Raw genomic sequence first — 17,322 nt, 5'->3', positions numbered from 1 at the left:
GCTCACAACTCCAGGCGGGCGCGGATCTGGCCGAGTTCGTCCTCGTCGATCAGCACGCCCTCATCGGCCACGTCGCACAACGCTGTCGGCTCGGCGACACACCGGTCCAGCTCGTAGGCCACGTCGCGGGGATCGTATCCCTCGGCCACCAGCAGGGTTTCGGTTTCGTCCCAGGTGCGCCGTCCTGGGCACTTCAGTAGATCGTCGCGCAGGAATCGCGCAGGGATACCCTCACCGATCAGCACGTCACGGTGCCGGATGGCGTGGGCCGGAGTCGTATTGAGCGCGGTCAGCCACCGCAGCATCGCGCGGGCGGCATCGGCATCGACGCGGGCCCGCGCGTGCCAGGCGTTCATCGCCTGCATGAGTTCCCGCCCGGCCCGTTCGGCAGGAGTAGGGGCCGGTGGCCACGGTGAGTCACCGTCATAGACGGGCTGCGGCCGCGGTTCGGTCAGCAATCCGGCCAGAGTCCCCCGGGGTTGGATGCGCTGGTCGGCGGCCAGCACCAGCGCGGTCGCGGCCGCGGTCAGCAGCTTCTCCTGGGTGGGCCAATCCAGATTCTCGTAGGGCTGCCACACCGTCAGCCCGGCCCGCACCGGCTCACCGGTCGCGTCCCAGATCTGTTCGAGAAGCTGCTGCGAGCTGCGGGTGACGGTGGAACCGGCGAGGCTGAGCTCGTCGAGCAGACAACGCAGCAGCCGAAACCACACCCCGGCATGCACCGTGCGGCCCGGCAACCGCACCGAGGCATCGATCAGGGCTTGACGGGTGTAGCCGTCCAGGGCCGCCACTGGGCCGCAGATCGGAACCGCCTCGTTGGGCCGACCTGCTATCTCGGCCGCGAAAGTATCCGCGTCCAGCGCCAGTCGGCATCGGTGTTCGAGGCAGCTCACCGTGAGCGGCAACTGCCAGATCAGCGCGCGGGCCGGGTCGGGCCCGGCCGCACACTGCGGGCACGAGCGCCGCAACGGGCGTTCCGGAATCCACGGGCCCCGCCAGCGGCGGCGACTGGTCACCTCGAAACGCGGCGCCTCCCGCGGCGCCAGCAGCACCGAATACTGGCGGACATAGGTGTAGAAACCGTCGGTGGCGTCGCGTTCGGGCAGCGGGTAGGAGTCGAACAGCCACGGCACCCACCCGGGCAGCGTCATCGCCCGCAGCTGCCCCGCCGGCACACCGGTGCGCTCGGCCAGCGCGGTGAACACCGCCGGGGGCGGGTCTTCGTCGAGCACATCGCGGATGCCTACCAGCACACCGAGATTCGGGCCGAGCAGATCGGTCACCGGCACCCCGTAGATGCGGGCGAGCCGGCCCAGCCACGACGACAGCGACTCCAACGCACCCGGTGCCGGGTGCACCGGCCAGCGCCGCGGCGGCGCTGGGCTCACGCCAGCTCGCGTTCGAACATCCGCCGCCGCTCGGTCGGCCCCGCATACGACGCGAGCAGCAGGGTTCGCTGGTTGATGGTCTCCTCCCCGGACTCGATCGCCGCGATCGCCGCATCCGACAGCAGCGCGGTCAGCTCCCCAATCGTGCCCTCACACCGGGTGAGCAGGTACGACGCCATCTCCTCAGTCGCGATCGGCGAGGACCGGCGCAGCGGGAACGACGCCGCGAAACTCGCCAGCAACGCGCACGCCTCGTCGCCGGGCTCCCACAACGGCAGCGTGAACGGCGCGAAACGGTTCTCCAGCTGCGGATCGGAACGGATCGCCAAATAGGCGTCCCGAGTACCGACACCCACCAGCGGAATCCGCAACTCGTTGCCCAGAAACCGCAGCACGTTCAAAAACTCCCGGCGCGAGTCTCCCCGCCCGGCGAGCACATTGTGCAGTTCATCGATCACCAGCACCCGCACACCACAGGTCCGCAGCAGGCGCAACACCAGCTGTTCCAGCTCGGCCAGCCGCGGTGCCCTCGGCCGGATCGGCGCGCCGAGCGCGGCCAGCGCCGCGACATAAAACCGCGACACCGACGGCTCCGAGGGCATCTGCATGGTCAGCACCGGGATCTCCTCCCGATCGGCGTGTGAGACCGGCGGGTGGTCGCGGCGGAACTTCTCGATGATCATCGACTTGCCGTTGTTCGTCGCACCGATGAGCAGCAAGTTCGGCATCCGCTGCTTACCAGGCATCGTGAGCAGGCCCTCCAGCACGGCCAGGGCCTCGGTCGCGCGGGTGTAGCCGATCCACCGATCCGCCCGCACGTACTGGATCCGCTCGGCATCCGGCAGCATCGCCGGGCGCTGCGCCGACGGATGCAGATGCGACAGGTCGAGGGGTTCACCGATGCTCACCACTGCTCGATCACCTCGAACGGTGCCACCGCCACCGGTCCAGCACCCGATCCCGCCGGTGACGGTGGTGGTGCCGGCGGCAGGGTTTGGGCCCTGCTGCGTGCCGGGACCGCGTTGCGGCGTTCGGTGTTGCGGCGCGCTCGCCGGCTTGTCGCGGTCGCGTTCTCGGTGATGTGGCGCATCTGTTCGACCATCGCGAACAGCGCGTTCTCGTCGATCTCGGCGCGGCCCTGCTCCCGCAAACGGGCCACCGCCGCGCGCTGCTCCCACAGGCTGATCGCCGGCCGCGACCACGTCCGGTACGGCACCTCCAGATACTCGCCGGTCTCCGGGTGCAGCGCCCAGATCCGGGAGATATCGCGCGGGTCGCGCCGCAACACCACCTTCCCCAGCTGCTCGCGCCGCGCGATCAACGGCTTCAAAGCGTCGCTGTAGTACTGCACGTGATCGAGCACAAACCCGGTGCGCCGCAACGCTCTCCGTTCCACCGGCAGGAAATCGACCAGAAACGCCGTCTCGTTCGTCACCGTCGGTGGCGCACCGTGGGCAGCCACCTTCTCCGCCCACACTCCGCCCGGGGTCCGCCCGCCCAAACCGTCATGGGGTTCGCCGTGGTAGCAGGCCACGGCCAGGGCCATCCAGCGTTGCAACTCGGCAAGGGTGAGAACGGCTTTCGCGTCGCTGTCGTAGTCGCCGCGCTCGCGAATGTCGGAAAACGTCGTACCCGGCAATTCGTGGACCATCCGCATCATCGTCCCGACCAGCCGTTCCACGATCCCGCCGTAATGCGGGGCACCCGGCGGGCGGTAGCCGATCGCGATGCCGTGCTGGTCACAACCCCGGCGCAGGGCCTCGCTCTTGAACTCCGTCGCGTTGTCGGTATACAGCTGAAGGGGTTTGCCGCTCATCGGCCACACCGCCGCCTGAACTCCGATGCGTTCCAGCCACGCGCGTTTGTCGATCGCCATGTGCGCCAAACACAGTCCCACCGAGATCGCCGACGGTGCCTCCAGCGTGAGCACGAACCCAGGCACGCACTTGGTGGCCTCGTCGATCGCCGCCGTCACATACGGCCGCCCGATCGGCAGCCGGTGATGCTCGTCGACCACGATCACATCCGCCGGAGTGTGATCGATCTGCACCCGCTCCAACACCCCCGTCACCGGCGGCGCCACCCCGCCGGCGGGCCTGCGGGACCGGGCCGCCCCCTGGCCCTCCCGCGCGGTCACGGTCTTCACCGGATCCAGCCTGCCGATCCGGCGCTGCACCGCCGACCGCGACGGTGGCCGCAGCCCCCGCACCTTGCACTCCCGATCGATCTCCCGGCAGATCACCGCCACCGACCGCCGCTGCCGGGCCAGATACCGCGCCCGCAGCACCGAACGCACAATCTCCTCCACCTCCGCCGGCAGCCGCTCACCACCCCGGCCACCCGACGAACGGCGCGGCAGCAGATCCGAGGCCACCCCATCACCAGCCCGCCACCGTTTCACCAGCGCATATACCTGCCGCTGCGTCACCCCCAACTCCACGGCGGCCTCATCGGCAGCGGCCACGCTCACCCGATCCAATTGCGCGAGACGGCCGATCACCTCTGCCCGCTGCACCGCCACCTGCCAGCGGGCTTCCTCCGCGGTCAGCACACCGCGGTCAGCCACCGACGAATCCCCGGCCATCCCTTGTCCCTCACTGAAGACGAGTACGAGCGAAAAGCACGCTACTGAACCGGAGTTCGAGACACGCCGATGATCGAACTCCTCTTCAACCAGAACCGAACCCGCAGGTCAGCACTGAACACGACTTCGAACAATCACATTCGACGCGTGAGCATGGGCTGTCTCAATACCAAGGAACTGGGACGGTCGTGGTGGCACGTCGACGGTGATGACGTCGCCTGAGCGACCCAGCAGGTTACTGACTGTGCCTCTTGCCTTCTCCTGCGGGCTGTTCGGTCGAAGAGGTCCACCCCTGGCCGCCGGCGCCAATGGCTGCGGTCATGCGGTCGTAGGCGGCGAGGACAAGCCGTCGGGTGCGGTGCTCGCCGAAGTCTCGTTCCTCGGACTTGCGGACGACCGGGAACGAGTCGAGTACATGCTCGGCTTCGGTACGTGTTAGCCCGTACAGGTGGAGGAACGCGGCATCGAGGTCGGCACGCAGTAGTGCCCGTCGGTCCGGGTCCCACCGGATGACATCCGGCACACCGTCGAGGCCGCGGTCTATCCTGCAAAGTTCCTTGCATCTCCGAGGAGTTGACCACCGTCGACGACCAGTGTCTCGCCCGTGATCCAGCGGGCACCGTCGGAGGCGAGGAACAGGATCGCCGATGCGACGTCGTCCGGCTCACCGATCCTTCCGAGTGGGGTGGCCGCGGCCACCGATTGTTCCTGTTCCGCCCATAGCGCTTCGGCGAGCTTGGTGCGCACCACTCCTGGCGCCACGGCGTTGACGCGGATCGCCGGTGCGAGTTCCATTGCGAGCTGCTTGGTGAGATGGATCAATGCTGCCTTCGAGGCGTTGTACACGCCGATTCCCCTCTCGGCGACCATGCCTCCGATCGAGGCGGTGTTCACGATCGCGCCACCGTTGTCCGCCATCCATGCTTTCGCGGCGAGACCGCTCCACAGCAACGGTGCCCAGAGATTGACGTCGAACGTCTTCGAGAATCGCCCATGATCCTGTTCTGTCATCCGGCCGTAGGCGGGATTCGTGCCGGCATTGTTCACCAGGATGTCGAGACCGCCGAATCGCTCGATGACGTCGTCGATGCACCGCCGGGCACCGTCTTCGTCGACGGCGTGCACGCCTACCCCGATCGCCGTCCCCCCGACCTCTGCAGCAGCGGCGTCAGCGGACTGAGCGGAGCGGGATGTGAGTACGACGTCGGCGCCGGCGGCAGCGAACGCCTGCGCTGTGGCCAATCCGATGCCACGGGAGGCACCGACGACGAGCGCGGTGCGTCCTTTCAACTCGTATGGGCTCATCGGACGACCGCGACCTTCGCAGTGTCGGGCCTTACCGCTTCCCGGCTGGCGGACCTGTACTTCTTCAGTTCTCCCTTGGCAATGGCACGCAGGTGGACCTCGTCGGGCCCGTCGGCGATCCGGAGTGTGCGCAGGTGGGCGTACGCCATGGCCAGCGGAAAATCGTCGGTGACACCGGCGCCGCCGTGCACCTGGATGGCACGGTCGACGATTTTCAGGGCGATGCGGGGCGCGGCCACTTTGATCGCGGCGATCTCGGTTCGGGCCTGTTTGTTGCCGACGGTGTCCATCATGTGAGCCGCCTTCAAGGTGAGCAGACGGACCATTTCGATGTCGATGCGAGCCTCGGCGATCCAGTCCTGAATGTTGGCACGTTCGCCGAGTGGTTCTCCGAAGGTCGTGCGCGTGAGCGCCCGGGTACACATCAACTCCAGTGCTCGTTCGGCCATTCCGATTGCACGCATGCAATGGTGAATTCGTCCGGGGCCCAGTCGCGCTTGGCTGATCGCAAAGCCCTCTCCTTCCCCGGCGAGGAGGTCTTCCTTCGGTACGCGGACGTTGTCGAAGAGCACCTCGGCGTGGCCCTCGCGGTCGACATAACCGAAGACCGGGAGGTTACGCACCACGGTGACACCCTCGGCGTCGATCGGCACCACCATCATCGACTGTTGCCGGTGCGGTGGCGCGGACGGATCGGTCTTTCCCATCACGATCAGCACGCGGCAGTTCTGGTGCATGGCGTTGGAGGCGAACCACTTGCGGCCGTTCAGCACATAGACGTCACCGTCGCGTTCCATCCGGAGTTCGATGTTGGTCGCGTCCGAGCTGGCAACTGCGGGTTCGGTCATGGCAAAGGCGGAGCGGATTTCCCCGGCCAGCAACGGTTCGAGGTATGTCCGCTTGTGCTCGTCGGTGCCGAAGAGTGTGAGCACCTCCATGTTTCCCGTGTCCGGTGCACTGCAGTTGCAGGCCTCCGATGCGATGTGGCTGCGACCCATGATTTCGGCGAGGGGTGCATACTCCAGGTTGGTCAATCCTGGTCCCCATTCCGGATGCGGATGGAACAGGTTCCACAGTCCGCGCCGCCGTGCCTCGTCTTTGAGTTCTTCGAGGATCGGGGGTTGGAAGTGAGGATCTCCGGACTCACACATCTGCCGGTCGTAGACGGACTCGGCGGGGTAGATGTGCGAGTCCATGAAGTCGAGCAGTTCGGCTCGGTAGTGCTGAGTGCGTTCGGAGAGTTCGAAGACGCTCACCGGGGCTCCTGTCTGGCTGCGGCGACCACGGAGGCCGCACCTGCGGCCGGCAGGGTCCGAATCGATATCGGACCCCCGCCGGCCACAGGTAGGTGTGTGAGATGTCGCTGATGAATCAGAGGTCGAGGTGTCGACGGACGAAGGCGCCTGCCGTCGCGATGGACGCGTCGGCTTCCGGAGACCGTCCAGCCATGAACTGGAAGACGTGCTGCATTTCCGGTGTGATCTCCAGAGTCACCTCCACCCCTGCGCCGCGTGCCAGATCGGTGAAGCGTTCCGCGTTGTCCCGAAGCGTTTCGTAGCCGCCGGCGGTCAGGTACATCGGCGGCAGACCGGCGGGATCGGCGTAGAGGGGGTTGGTCAACGGATCGGTGGGTGACCCGTTCTCGCCGAGGAACATCTGGGCCATCATCTCCACGACGGCCCGGTCGATGAGAGCGTCGGTGCCGGCATTGGTTTCGAGGGTGGTGCCCCTGTGTTCCAGGTCGTACCAGGGCGAGAACGCGACAATCGCGGCCGGAAGGCGTTCACCGGCATCGCGCAGAGCCAGGACAAGGGTGGTGGCGAGATTGCCGCCGGCCGAGTCCCCTGCTGTGGCGATGCGTGTCGGCTCGATCCCTTGGGCAAGCAGCCACCGGTAGACCTTCTGTGCCTCGTCGAGTTGGGTGGGGTACGGGTATTCGGGTGCGCGGCGGTAATCGACGTTCAGCACTTTCACACCGGCCGCCTTGGCCAGGTGGCCGGCGAGTTTGCGGTGACTGTGCATCGACATCACCGAACATCCGCCCCCGTGGGTATAGATGATGGCGGCGTTGTCGGGTGCGCCCGCAGGAACGATCCACATCGCGCTGACGCCATCTGCGTCGACCTCGCGGTAGGTGACGTCCTCGGGTTCGGTCGCCAGAAGATGCGCTTCCTCGTAGATGTCGCGCATGGTGGCAAGGTCCATGTCGGGGTTGTCGGCGGCCCGCTTGGCCCAGCTTCCGTAGAGATCGCGCAGAGCGTCGGTGCGCACGTCGTTCGTCATCGTCGGTACTCCTGATTACTAGAGATGGGTTAGTGGGCGTAGGCGGGCTCGGTGGTGGTGATCTCGAAGCCGGAGTAGTTGTCTGCGGCGACCTGCTCGCAGATGTCCATGTACTTGTCGGCGCCGCCGAAGAAGACGTTGATGACGGCGGCCTTGCCGTCGACGTTGGTGCCGGTGAACCAGGAGTGCACGTCCTTACCGGCGGTGAGCAGGGTTTGTTCGGCGATGGCGGTGATCTGTTCGGTCCAGGCCTGCTCGGCTGCCTCGGTGGCTTCCATGCGGGTCGCGCCTTCGCGGCGGAGGTGGGCGATGGCCTCGGCGATCCAGTCGGCAGTGTTCTGCGCACACGGGGGGATGTTGGTGAACGGGCTCTGCGGTCCGGTGATCATGAACATGTTCGGGAAGCCGTGCGTACCGATACCCAGGTGAGTGCTCGGGCCGGGGGCCCACTTGTCGGCGAGAACGCGTCCGTCGCGGCCGACGATGTTCATTCGGGTCAGTGCTCCGGTGGAGGCGTCGAAGCCGGTGGCGAAGAACAGCACGTCGACCTCGTGTTCGGTGCCGTCGGCCAACCGGACTCCGCGGGGGGTGATCTCGGCGATCGCGTTGGTGGCCACGTCGACCAGGGCTACGTTGTCTCGGTTGAACGTCTCGTAGTAGCCCGTGCCCGACGGCGGACGCTTGGCGCCGAAGGGGTAGCGCGGGCACAGCAACTCGGCCATGGCCGGGTCCTCGACCGCGGCACGGATCTTGGTGCGCACGAACTCGGCTGCCGACTCGTTCGCGACGGGATCGAACAGCAGATCGTCGAAGGTGAACAGGAACGGGAATCCGCCGTTTGCCCAGCCCTGCTCGTAGATCCGGGTGCGCTCGGCCTCGTCCGTCGAGCCCGCGAGCAGGTTGGCCATGTCGAACGGGAACGAGAACCAGTGCCGGCGCACCTTGGCCCATACCTCGTCGTAACGCGCCTTGACCTCGTCCATCTCCTGCTGTGAGACGGGCCGGTTGCGGGCGGGGATCACATAGTTCGGGGTCCGCTGGAACACGGTCAGGTGCTCGGCCTGTTCGGCCAGCAGCGGGATGGCCTGCACTCCGGTCGAGCCGGTGCCGATGATCCCGACTCGCTTGCCGGCCAGGTCCACGCCCTCCTCGGGCCAGTACGCGGTGTGGTACCACTGCCCCTCGAAGGACTCGACGCCGGGAAAGTTCGGCAGGTTCGGGGCCGAGAGGATTCCCACGGCGGTGATCAGGTACGTCGCCGAGGTCCGCTCACCGGCCTCGGTGCGCACCTGCCACCGCCCGGAGTCCTCGTCGAACACCGCCGCCTCGACGCGAGTCCCGAACCGGTAACTGCGCCGCAGATCCAATTTGTCGGCCACGTACCCGAAGTAGGCCCGCATCTCCGGCTGGGTGGGATACCGCTCCGTCCAGTTCCACTGCTGCAGCATCTCCGGGTCGAACGAGTAGCAGTAGTAGTACCCCTCGCAGTCGGTCCGCGCGCCCGGGTAGCCGTTCCAGCACCACGTTCCCCCTACGTCCGGAGCGGACTCGTAGCCCTGCACCGTCAGTCCCATCTCCCGCAGCCGGTGCACCATGTACAGCCCACCGAACCCGGCCCCGACCACCACGGCATCTACTTCCCGACCCGGGATCGGCGGGTTCGGGCGCGATGTCCATAGCCCCATGGTGCCGCTGTACGGGCTCTTCCGGATCTGGAGCGCTGTCCCGGCTACCCGGACGGATCGTGCGTGTGGTCGTCGAGTTCCTCTCCGGCCCGCGGGCAGAGAATCCTCACCGGATGAGCAAGCCGCTGCGTTACGAGCTGGAGGGCCTGCGCAGCGCCCGCCGCGGCGACTACCGCATCCTGCTCCGTGTCGACGACGAGCACCGTGTCCTCCTGATCGTCGGCGTCGACCCCGCGCCCACATCTACCGACCCGGAGACCGCTGAGCTGGTCCTGCGGCTGGGCTACGCACGGCTGCAGCGGTCCGTGCAGATCACCCCGGACGTAGCCGTAGCGGTTGCCCGTGTTCGCCGGCGGCGAGGACATGACGCGGGGTTCGCCGAATCGTCGATCGTCCGAGGCTGCAATTCGGCACGAGGATTCCTCTCCGCGTCGGCTGAGGTTCACGGATTGCGGCGATCGGTCACGCGTACGGCGGCGCAAGGAACCGGGAAGCACGGTATCCGCGTCGGGCGGCTCTATATGGTGGCGCGCAGGGTGCAGACCACCCCGGCGTGATCACTCAGCTTTCCGGCCTCGTCACTGCCGGCCCAGGTCCGCAGACCGGTGCAGGGCAGGTCGGAGGCAATGTGATCGATCAACGGTCCGTGCTCGACCTCGCCGCCGGTGTGCAAGGTCCATCGGTCCATTACTTCGAGCAGCCGCTCGAACACCCGGATGGGTTGGCGTCGCCGCGGGATCCGCTGGTTGAAGTCGCCGGCGACGATCGTGGGGATCCGCGGGTCGAACTGGGCCGCCAGCTTCTCGATCTGGTCGCAGCATTCGAGGTGCTCGGACCAGTTCGTCGCATCCCGACGCCCGGTGGTCACATGCGCGCTCGCCCACGGGATGCACACCGCCAGCACCCGGATCGGGCCGAGTGGGGAGTCGGCGCTCGCGGTCAGCACGCGACCGGCCCCGGCACCGGTGGGCAAGGAAGTGAGGTCGGTGAGCGGCCACCGGGACCACAGCAGCGTCTTGCGGCGCAGCGGATGCGCGGTGGTGTCGTAGCCCCAGTCGGTACCGGCGTCGACGACATGACCGCCGTCGGGGAGCAGGTCGCATTGGCCTTCGGTGACGATCAGCAGGTCCGCATCCGCCTCGCGCAGCACGTGCCGGATGCGCTGCCCGCGGGGGCTGGAGGCGTTGGCCCACATGGTGTTCCAGATTGCGACGGTCAGTTCGGTGTTCTCCACACGGGCACTGTACGAACAGGCGGCGACACGACCGACAACCCACACGGGTGACATGTCCCCATCTTCGGAGTCCGAAGAGCGTTCGGTCTCGGCAGTTACCTTCCGAAGATCGACAGCACTATGGATCAGGGTGACTCGGTAGAGATCGAGCCGGGCAAGCCCGGGGTGCGGGGAGGGTGCGCGATGGTGGCAGTCGGTGCTGTGATGAGGAGGTGATCGATTCGTCTTTCGGGCAGAGCCTGCCCTCCGCTGTCGGTACCGGCACGCGGGAGGGGGAGGGGTGGGAGCAGGCGCTCGCGTCCCGGGTGGTGGTCGAGCGAGCTACGGGTGTGTTGATGGAACGTCATCGCCTGACCGCCGAGGATGCCGGTGGTGTGTTGGTGTCGGCGTCGCGGGAGGCGGGGATGCCGCTGCTGGAGTTGGCGCAGTCGGTGCTCGGTTCGGGCCGGACCGACGAGCCGCCGGTGATCCGGAAGATGTTGGCACGTCCTGGCGAACCCGCCGCGTTGCAGCGCGCGATCGCCTTCATCGACGCTCACGCCGAGTCCCGGATCCGGCTGGCGGACATCGTCGCGGCTGCCGGGATCGGTGCGCGGGCGCTTCAGTACGATTTTCTGCGCCACCATCAGATCACGCCGCTCGGCTACCTGCGCCGGGTGCGGCTGGAACGAGCCCACCGCGATCTGCTGGCTGCGGATCCGGCCGGCGGTGACACCGTGTCCGCGATCGCGGCCCGTTGGGGCTTCGCCAAGACGGGACGTTTCGCCGAGCAGTACCGTGCCGCCTACGGCCGGCTCCCCAGCCAGACCCTGTCCGCGTGACCGACCGCCCTTCGGCGCCGGGGCGGAGCGGCCCCGGATCGGATCGTTCGGGTGCTGGAACGGACCCCGGTATTCGTCGTCGCCGCCGACGAAGACGAATACACTGACCCCCGGAACGAACAGATGTGGTGGGTGTGTTCCGCCTGGGTGCACCGCCGGTGCGCTCCGGGCGCCGAGTGTGCCGGTGGGGCTCCGAGGGCGGTCCGCCGCCTTCCTGCTCCCTGCGGTGGCCGCGCCCGGTCACAACCGCCGACGGGGCGGGTCGCGCCCTGGCGCAGGGGGCTGGGGACGCCCATGCCCGCCTCCGTCGGCGGTCGGGTCGTTCTCGACCGAACCCGGGTCGCCTCGCCGGAACTGCGAGGTGCGCCGTCCGTTTTCCCCTATCCGGAGGATCCGTCTCGGTCGCTCCCGGCGCCGTCGTTGCGGTCGCCGTCGTCGTGATCGGTGGCGTGGCCGGGGTCGGTTCGTGGGGTGGGGCGGTGCCGGTCCGGGTGGGTGCCGTCCGGGCGGGCCGCCGACGGCGCACAGCCGTCGGTGGCGGCCGACGGTGGCAGGTCGGTGGAATACGGAGCGCGCGGTGGGGCGAGTTCGTCGAGCCGTTCGTTGATCGCGTGGGCGAGGAGGTCGTGCTGCAACGGCGGCAGTGGCAGCAATCCGCTGAGATACGCCTCGATCTCCACCTTGCCGGCCTCACCACCGAGACCGAAATACCGCAACCACAACTGCTCGACACTCAACCCACTGGCCCGTAGCGCCGCCAGGAACCGGTGGCGATCGCTACCGTCGGGCATACTCCGCATCGGGCGGGGGCGGTGCTCGGGATAGTGTGCCATCGCGCGACTCACGACTGCTCGAAGACAGTAGCGAGGATCGCCGCGGCCACCTCCCGCATCGGGGTGCGCTCACGTTCGGCGAGCGCGAGCATCCATCGCAGCGCCTCGTCCGCGCCGAGGTGCTCGCGCAACATCACGATCCCTTTGGCGGTGGCGATCAGGTCCCGGGTGCGTAGCGCCTCCTTGAGCTGATCGCCGAGTCGCTCGGAGCCGGCGAGGGTGGACGCGTTTGCCAGCAGCAGGGCGACCTGGGCGGCGAACCGCCGCAGCAGATCCTCGCTGGTGTCGGTGTAGGCATGCGGACGCGCCGAATACACCTTGATCGCCCCGAGCGTGCGGTCGGCCGAGACCAACGGGGCGCTGAGCACGGCACCCATTCCCGCTTCCGCGGCCAGCGCCGACCACCGCGGCCACCGCGATTCGGTCGCCAGATCGTCGACCCGCACCATGACCCGGTCCCGCAGCGCAGTCAGGCACGGCCCTTCCCCGAGTTCGTACTGCAGCGCGTCGAGCCGCTCGACCACCGGATCGGTCGCCGCCGTCGTGGTCTCGGCGCCGTCCCCGGCGAGCAGCGTGATGCCGGCCCCGACCGAACCGGGCAGGGTGTCCTTGGTCAGCGAGGTGGTCAACTCCACCACACTCGAGAGGGTCTGTTCGGACAGCGCCAGCCCCGACATTCCCGCATAGACCGCGGCCAGGGCGTCCGACTCCGGCTTTCGTGGAGGCGTCATCGCGTGCCTCCTTCGGCCGGTTCCCGCGGCCGCCGCTGCGACCCGCTCACCTCGAACCTACCCGTCTCGGTGCGTCGATGCGATGCTTGCCCGCCTCGGTCACCACCGGCTCGGATCCGGTGCCGACTCGCGCGCCTGTCCGCCTGCGCGCGGACATCCACTCCCAGGGTGTGCCGAAAAACGAATATGCTTACCCGAAAGCGAAGTCGTGCGGTGGTCGACCTGTTCGCCGACGGTTTCACTCAGCCGGGGATCTACTGTGCCAGAGACCGCGAGGACCGCTATGCACCGGCATCCGCTCGATCCGTCGATCACTTCCACCGTCTGCTGGTATCGGCAAGCTCCGGCCACCGCCGCAGAGATCACCTCGCTGCGCCGCGCCCTGGCCGGCTGGCTCGCCCGCATCGGTGTCGACGACCGATGCCGCCAGGACGTCGTCGCCGCGGTGTACGAGGCGTTGGCCAATGTCGTCGAACACGCCTACCCCGGCCGGGACGCCGGCGTCCACGGTGGGGTGGTGGAGGTGGATGCGACCTTCGTCGCCCACGAGCAGGACCTGGAGATCACCGTCGCCGACCACGGCCGGTGGCGAGCCGGGATGCGCGCGTCTCACACCGGGTCTCGGGGCCGGGGGCTGGAGCTGATCGCGGCGCTCACCACCCACACCCGGGTGAGTACCGCCGGAACCGGCACCACGGTCACCATGTCCTGGCAGGCGGACCTGCCGGTCTGACTGCGGCGCAGGCTCGGTACGGACTGCCTCCGAGCGACGGGTCGTCGAAAATACCGCCCAACCGGTTGTTCACGCGCGTATGGTCCCCTTGTGGGGGAGACATTGTGGCCGGTCGACACGGATTCCGTGTCCGTGCCCGGGTATCGGTGCCCGGCGTGTGGGGCCGACGCTGTCGCCGTGGCCGAGGTGATGTCGTTTGCGGACGGCTCCCGCCGCGACATCGGCGTCGTGGGGTTCTGCGCCCGCGGGTGCGGCTGGGGAGGGCGACTCGGATAACGACATCCCCGCGACGCACGAGCCGGGCACGGGAAGGGCGGTCTGCAGGTCCGGGGCGGCGACAGGATCGAGCCTGCGCGCAGCTCGCGCCGTCGAGTCGTGTCAGGCGAATCCCTCACAGTGCTGTCATGCACTCGGTATGATCTCTCACAGCCACCGTCACCCCCCTGCACGGTGGCCCAGACCCCGCCGGAGTTGCCCCAAGCTCTCTCCGGCGGGGTTTGTCGTCCCACGAACTCCGTCCTCTTCACGGCTCTGCTGCCGCATCCGACACGCCGGCCGGTCCGGGGGCCGCGCGTGCACGACTCGACCCCCGCCTCCGCGACGTCGCCGACGGTTCGACACCTCGGTGCGCCGACCGCGCGGCACAGGTGTGCAGAGGACCAGCCCGCCCTGTGACAAGGGCCACGCTGCACGGTAGGTTGGTGTAACCGCCAGAACTACTCACCAGTAGGGGTTCGACATGCCAGCTCCCAGCGCTGCCACCTTCGCTCGGTTGGCCGAGCTCATCGCCATCCCGGACGCGGCGAGCCGTCCCACCCGCTCGGTCGTGGAAGCTTTCACCGGTCGTGAACTCGCGACGGTCCCGGTCGGCACCGCCGACGACGCCAGAGCCGCCCTCGAGCGTGCCCGCGTCGCGCAGGCCGACTGGGCGCGCCGCTCCGTCGAGCAACGCGCCGAGATCTTCCACCGCTACCACGACCTCGTGCTGGCGCACCGCGAAGAGCTGATGGACATGGCCCAGGCCGAGACCGGCAAGGCTCGCGCCTCGGCGCAGGAAGAGGTCCTCGACATCGCCCTGACCGCGCGCTACTACGCGCGGACCGCTCCCAAGCTGCTGCGTCCGCGCCGCGCCACGGGCATGCTGCCCGGCCTGACGAGGACCACCGTGCACTACCACCCGAAGGGGGTCGTGGGGGTCATCGCGCCGTGGAACTACCCGATGACCCTCGCGGTCTCCGACGCGATCGCCGCACTGCTCGCCGGCAACGCCGTCGTCCTCAAGCCCGACAGCCAGACCCCCTACTGCGCGCTGGCCGTCGTCGAACTGCTCTACCGGGCCGGCCTGCCGCGCGACCTGTTCGCCGTCGTGCCCGGACCCGGCTCCGTCGTGGGCACCGCCCTCGTCGAGAACGCCGACTACCTGATGTTCACCGGCTCCTCGCAGACCGGCAGCCTCCTCGCCGAGCAGGCGGGCCGTCGCCTGATCGGGTTCTCCGCCGAGCTCGGTGGCAAGAACCCGATGATCGTCACCGCCGGGGCGAATCTGCGTGAGGTCACCGACGCCGCCGTGCGGGCGTGCTTCTCCAACTCCGGGCAGCTGTGCATCTCCATCGAACGGATCTACGTCGAGAAGTCCGTCGCCCCCGAATTCATCCGCATGCTCGGCGAGCGGGTGCGGAACATGACGCTCGGCCCGGGCTACGAGTACGGCGTCGAAATGGGCAGCATGGTCAACGAGACCCAGGTCAAGGCCGTCTCCGGACATGTCGACGACGCGGTCGCCAAGGGCGCCACCGTCGTGGCCGGCGGCAAGGCCCGGCCCGACCTCGGCCCGCTGTTCTACGAGCCGACGGTGCTCACCGACGTTCCCGAGGACGCCGAGTGCTACCGGGAGGAGACGTTCGGTCCGCTCGTGTCGGTGTACCCGGTGGACAACGTCGAGGAGGCGATCCGCCGCGCCAACGACACCGAGTACGGACTCAACGCCAGCGTGTGGGCGGGCACCAAGGCGCAGGGCGAGGCGATCGCGGCGCGGGTGCGGGCCGGCACCGTCAACGTCGACGAGGGCTACGCGCCCGCATGGGGCAGCACCGACGCACCGATGGGCGGCATGGGCATCTCGGGCATGGGCCGGCGCCACGGCGCGGAGGGCCTGATCAAGTACACCGAGCCGCAGACGATCGCGACGACCCGGGTGATGAATCTCGGTGGACCCCGCGGGGTTCCGCCGAAGCTGTGGTCGAAGGTGATGCCGCCGTTCGTCAAGGCGATGCAGTGGCTGCCGGGTCGGTGACCCGCGGCATTTCGCCGAGCCGGACACGAACGGTGCGACGAACGGGATAATCCTGGTGTGGGCGATCGCCAGGTGCTGCACGGTGCGACGGCGAATCTCCGCGTCCAGCGGCGCCGTCTGCTCGCGTGGTACCTGGCGATCAGCACCGGGCTCGCCGCAGTAGGAATCGTTGCGGCCCTGCTCGATCCAGCGGTCGCGCGATCCGGCAGCTTCGCCGGCATGGCCTCGGCGCTGGCGTTGGGCATCGCCGGGCTGGTGATCCTGCGGTGGACGCCACGGCGTCTGGGGCGCACCCCCATCGTCGCCGCCACCGCGTGCGCGGTCGCCGCGATGCCGGCGGTGATCGCGTTCCACGTCGACCCCTCCCGCATCCTCATCAGCGTCATGGGCTCGATGTTCCTGTCGATGTATCTCGCGGCGTTCTGGCCGCCGCGGCAGGCCGTCCTGTGGATCGGGACGCTCACCGCCGCCACCCTCGGCGCCGCGGCCCTGGCCCCGACGCGCCTGCTGTGGGTCGGTTACGTGGTCGTCGCCGCGGCGCTGCTCGGCTCCGGTGCGATCTTCGGGGCCGTCGGGCGCCTGCTGGTGAACGCGGCGACCCGAGATCCGCTCACCGGGCTGCGCAACCGCGCCGGCCTCGACCTCGAACTGCGATCGCGGCCGCGCGACCGCGGCGCCTGGGTCTGCCTCGGTCTGCTCGACGTCGACGGGTTCAAGGCGTTCAACGACGAGCACGGGCATCCCGCGGGAGACGCCCTGCTCCGCGACGCCGCCGAGGCGTGGGCGCAGCAGGTGCCGCGCGGCGGGATCCTGGCCCGCCTCGGCGGCGACGAATTCCTCGTCGTCCTCCCGGACACGGACGAGGAGGAAGGGCGCGCGGTGCTCGAGGGCCTGGCCCGCGCGAATCCCGTGCCGGTCAGCTTCGGGGTCGCAGCCGGCGTCGTCAGCGACCCCATGGACCTGTACCACGACGCCGACATGGACCTGTATCGGGCGAAGGCCGCGGCCTGGGCTCAACTGCCGGACCGGCTGGCCCCGTTGCCCCTGCCGGATGTCCTCGATCTGCTGCCCGTCCCCATCCTCGCCGTGCGCGACGGCGGGACCGTCGCCTACGTCAATCCGTGCTTCGCCACGCTGTTCGGCGTCGACGCCCGGAACGTGGAGAACCGGCCGCTGCACGAGGTCCTCACCGGCGGCACCTGGCCCGACAGGTCTGTCACCGTCCGCTCGCTGCACGACCGGACCGGGCAGCTGTGCGAGTTCGGCCGGCCGGACGGGACCGTGGTGCAGGCGACGGTCGGCGCCGCCCGGATCCGGTGGGAGAACACCCTGGCGACGCTGGTGGTGCTCGGCGACGTCACCGAACAGCCCAGTTACGTGTCCCGGTGACCGCCGCTCGGTGACCGCGCGGATCCGGTTCGGCGACTACCCT

14 protein-coding genes and 1 pseudogene are annotated in these 17,322 nt (G+C 68.6%); 5 read left to right on the top strand and 10 right to left on the bottom strand.

The window, feature by feature from the left end:
- Positions 1-2: 2 nt before the first annotated feature.
- The 7 genes from RR3_RS15100 to RR3_RS15065 all read right to left on the bottom strand — a co-directional run bounded on the left by RR3_RS15100 (position 3) and on the right by RR3_RS15065 (position 9,188).
- A complete protein-coding gene (locus RR3_RS15100) occupies positions 3-1,388 on the bottom strand; it encodes a TniQ family protein (protein WP_064066368.1) in 1,386 nt (461 codons plus the stop codon).
- Positions 1,385-2,296 (bottom strand): TniB family NTP-binding protein, encoded by a 912-nt coding sequence (locus tag RR3_RS15095; RefSeq protein ID WP_428839231.1) that lies wholly within the window; start codon positions 2,294-2,296, stop codon positions 1,385-1,387. Before RR3_RS15095 ends, RR3_RS15100 begins: the two co-directional genes overlap by 4 nt.
- Complete coding sequence (locus RR3_RS15090; protein WP_064066367.1) at positions 2,293-3,972, bottom strand: TnsB C-terminal domain-containing protein; 1,680 nt, start codon at positions 3,970-3,972, stop codon at positions 2,293-2,295. Before RR3_RS15090 ends, RR3_RS15095 begins: the two co-directional genes overlap by 4 nt.
- Before the next feature lie 540 nt (positions 3,973-4,512).
- Positions 4,513-5,277 carry an SDR family oxidoreductase gene (locus tag RR3_RS15080; protein ID WP_064066365.1) on the bottom strand — a complete coding sequence of 255 codons (765 nt, stop codon included), beginning with the start codon at positions 5,275-5,277 and terminating at the stop codon, positions 4,513-4,515.
- Entirely contained in the window at positions 5,274-6,533 is a 1,260-nt protein-coding gene (locus RR3_RS15075) for an acyl-CoA dehydrogenase family protein (protein WP_064066364.1), read from the bottom strand. Before RR3_RS15075 ends, RR3_RS15080 begins: the two co-directional genes overlap by 4 nt.
- 115 nt (positions 6,534-6,648) lie before the next feature.
- Positions 6,649-7,560, bottom strand: coding sequence for an alpha/beta hydrolase (locus RR3_RS15070; RefSeq protein WP_064066363.1), 912 nt, complete (start codon positions 7,558-7,560; stop codon positions 6,649-6,651).
- A gap of 29 nt (positions 7,561-7,589) precedes the next feature.
- On the bottom strand, positions 7,590-9,188 hold the full coding sequence (locus tag RR3_RS15065) for a flavin-containing monooxygenase (RefSeq protein WP_234420148.1): 1,599 nt from the start codon (positions 9,186-9,188) through the stop codon (positions 7,590-7,592).
- A 41-nt stretch (positions 9,189-9,229) separates the two neighbouring features.
- Between RR3_RS15065 and RR3_RS15060 the strand changes: the two are divergent.
- Positions 9,230-9,510 (top strand): annotated as a pseudogene (locus tag RR3_RS15060) (type II toxin-antitoxin system RelE family toxin).
- Positions 9,511-9,762: 252 nt separating this feature from the next.
- Here the strand turns inward: RR3_RS15060 and RR3_RS15055 are convergent.
- Positions 9,763-10,479, bottom strand: a complete 717-nt coding sequence (locus RR3_RS15055; protein ID WP_234420149.1) for an endonuclease/exonuclease/phosphatase family protein — start codon at positions 10,477-10,479, stop codon at positions 9,763-9,765.
- 176 nt (positions 10,480-10,655) lie between these two features.
- Here RR3_RS15055 and RR3_RS15050 point away from each other — a divergent pair, with 176 nt between their 5' ends.
- Positions 10,656-11,300, top strand: coding sequence for a helix-turn-helix domain-containing protein (locus RR3_RS15050; protein WP_234420150.1), 645 nt, complete (start codon positions 10,656-10,658; stop codon positions 11,298-11,300).
- 380 nt (positions 11,301-11,680) lie between these two features.
- Here the strand turns inward: RR3_RS15050 and RR3_RS15045 are convergent, their stop codons facing one another.
- On the bottom strand, positions 11,681-12,091 hold the full coding sequence (locus tag RR3_RS15045) for a hypothetical protein (protein WP_234420151.1): 411 nt from the start codon (positions 12,089-12,091) through the stop codon (positions 11,681-11,683).
- Between the two features lie 50 nt (positions 12,092-12,141).
- Positions 12,142-12,864: a GAF and ANTAR domain-containing protein gene (locus tag RR3_RS15040; RefSeq protein ID WP_064066480.1), complete on the bottom strand. Its 723-nt coding sequence runs from the start codon at positions 12,862-12,864 to the stop codon at positions 12,142-12,144.
- 283 nt (positions 12,865-13,147) lie between these two features.
- Between RR3_RS15040 and RR3_RS15035 the strand changes: the two genes are divergently transcribed.
- From RR3_RS15035 to RR3_RS15025, 3 genes are all read left to right on the top strand, one after another.
- Positions 13,148-13,597 carry an ATP-binding protein gene (locus tag RR3_RS15035; RefSeq protein WP_010595938.1) on the top strand — a complete coding sequence of 150 codons (450 nt, stop codon included), beginning with the start codon at positions 13,148-13,150 and terminating at the stop codon, positions 13,595-13,597.
- A gap of 739 nt (positions 13,598-14,336) precedes the next feature.
- On the top strand, positions 14,337-15,890 hold the full coding sequence (locus tag RR3_RS15030; RefSeq protein WP_010595939.1) for a succinic semialdehyde dehydrogenase: 1,554 nt from the start codon (positions 14,337-14,339) through the stop codon (positions 15,888-15,890).
- A 57-nt stretch (positions 15,891-15,947) separates the two neighbouring features.
- On the top strand, positions 15,948-17,279 hold the full coding sequence (locus RR3_RS15025) for a GGDEF domain-containing protein (protein WP_064066479.1): 1,332 nt from the start codon (positions 15,948-15,950) through the stop codon (positions 17,277-17,279).
- The last annotated feature ends 43 nt before the right edge of the window (positions 17,280-17,322 follow it).

The organism is Rhodococcus ruber NBRC 15591 (assembly GCF_001894945.1).
GTDB classification, from domain to species: domain Bacteria; phylum Actinomycetota; class Actinomycetes; order Mycobacteriales; family Mycobacteriaceae; genus Rhodococcus; species Rhodococcus ruber.
This window is presented reverse-complemented; position numbering and strand designations above follow the sequence as displayed.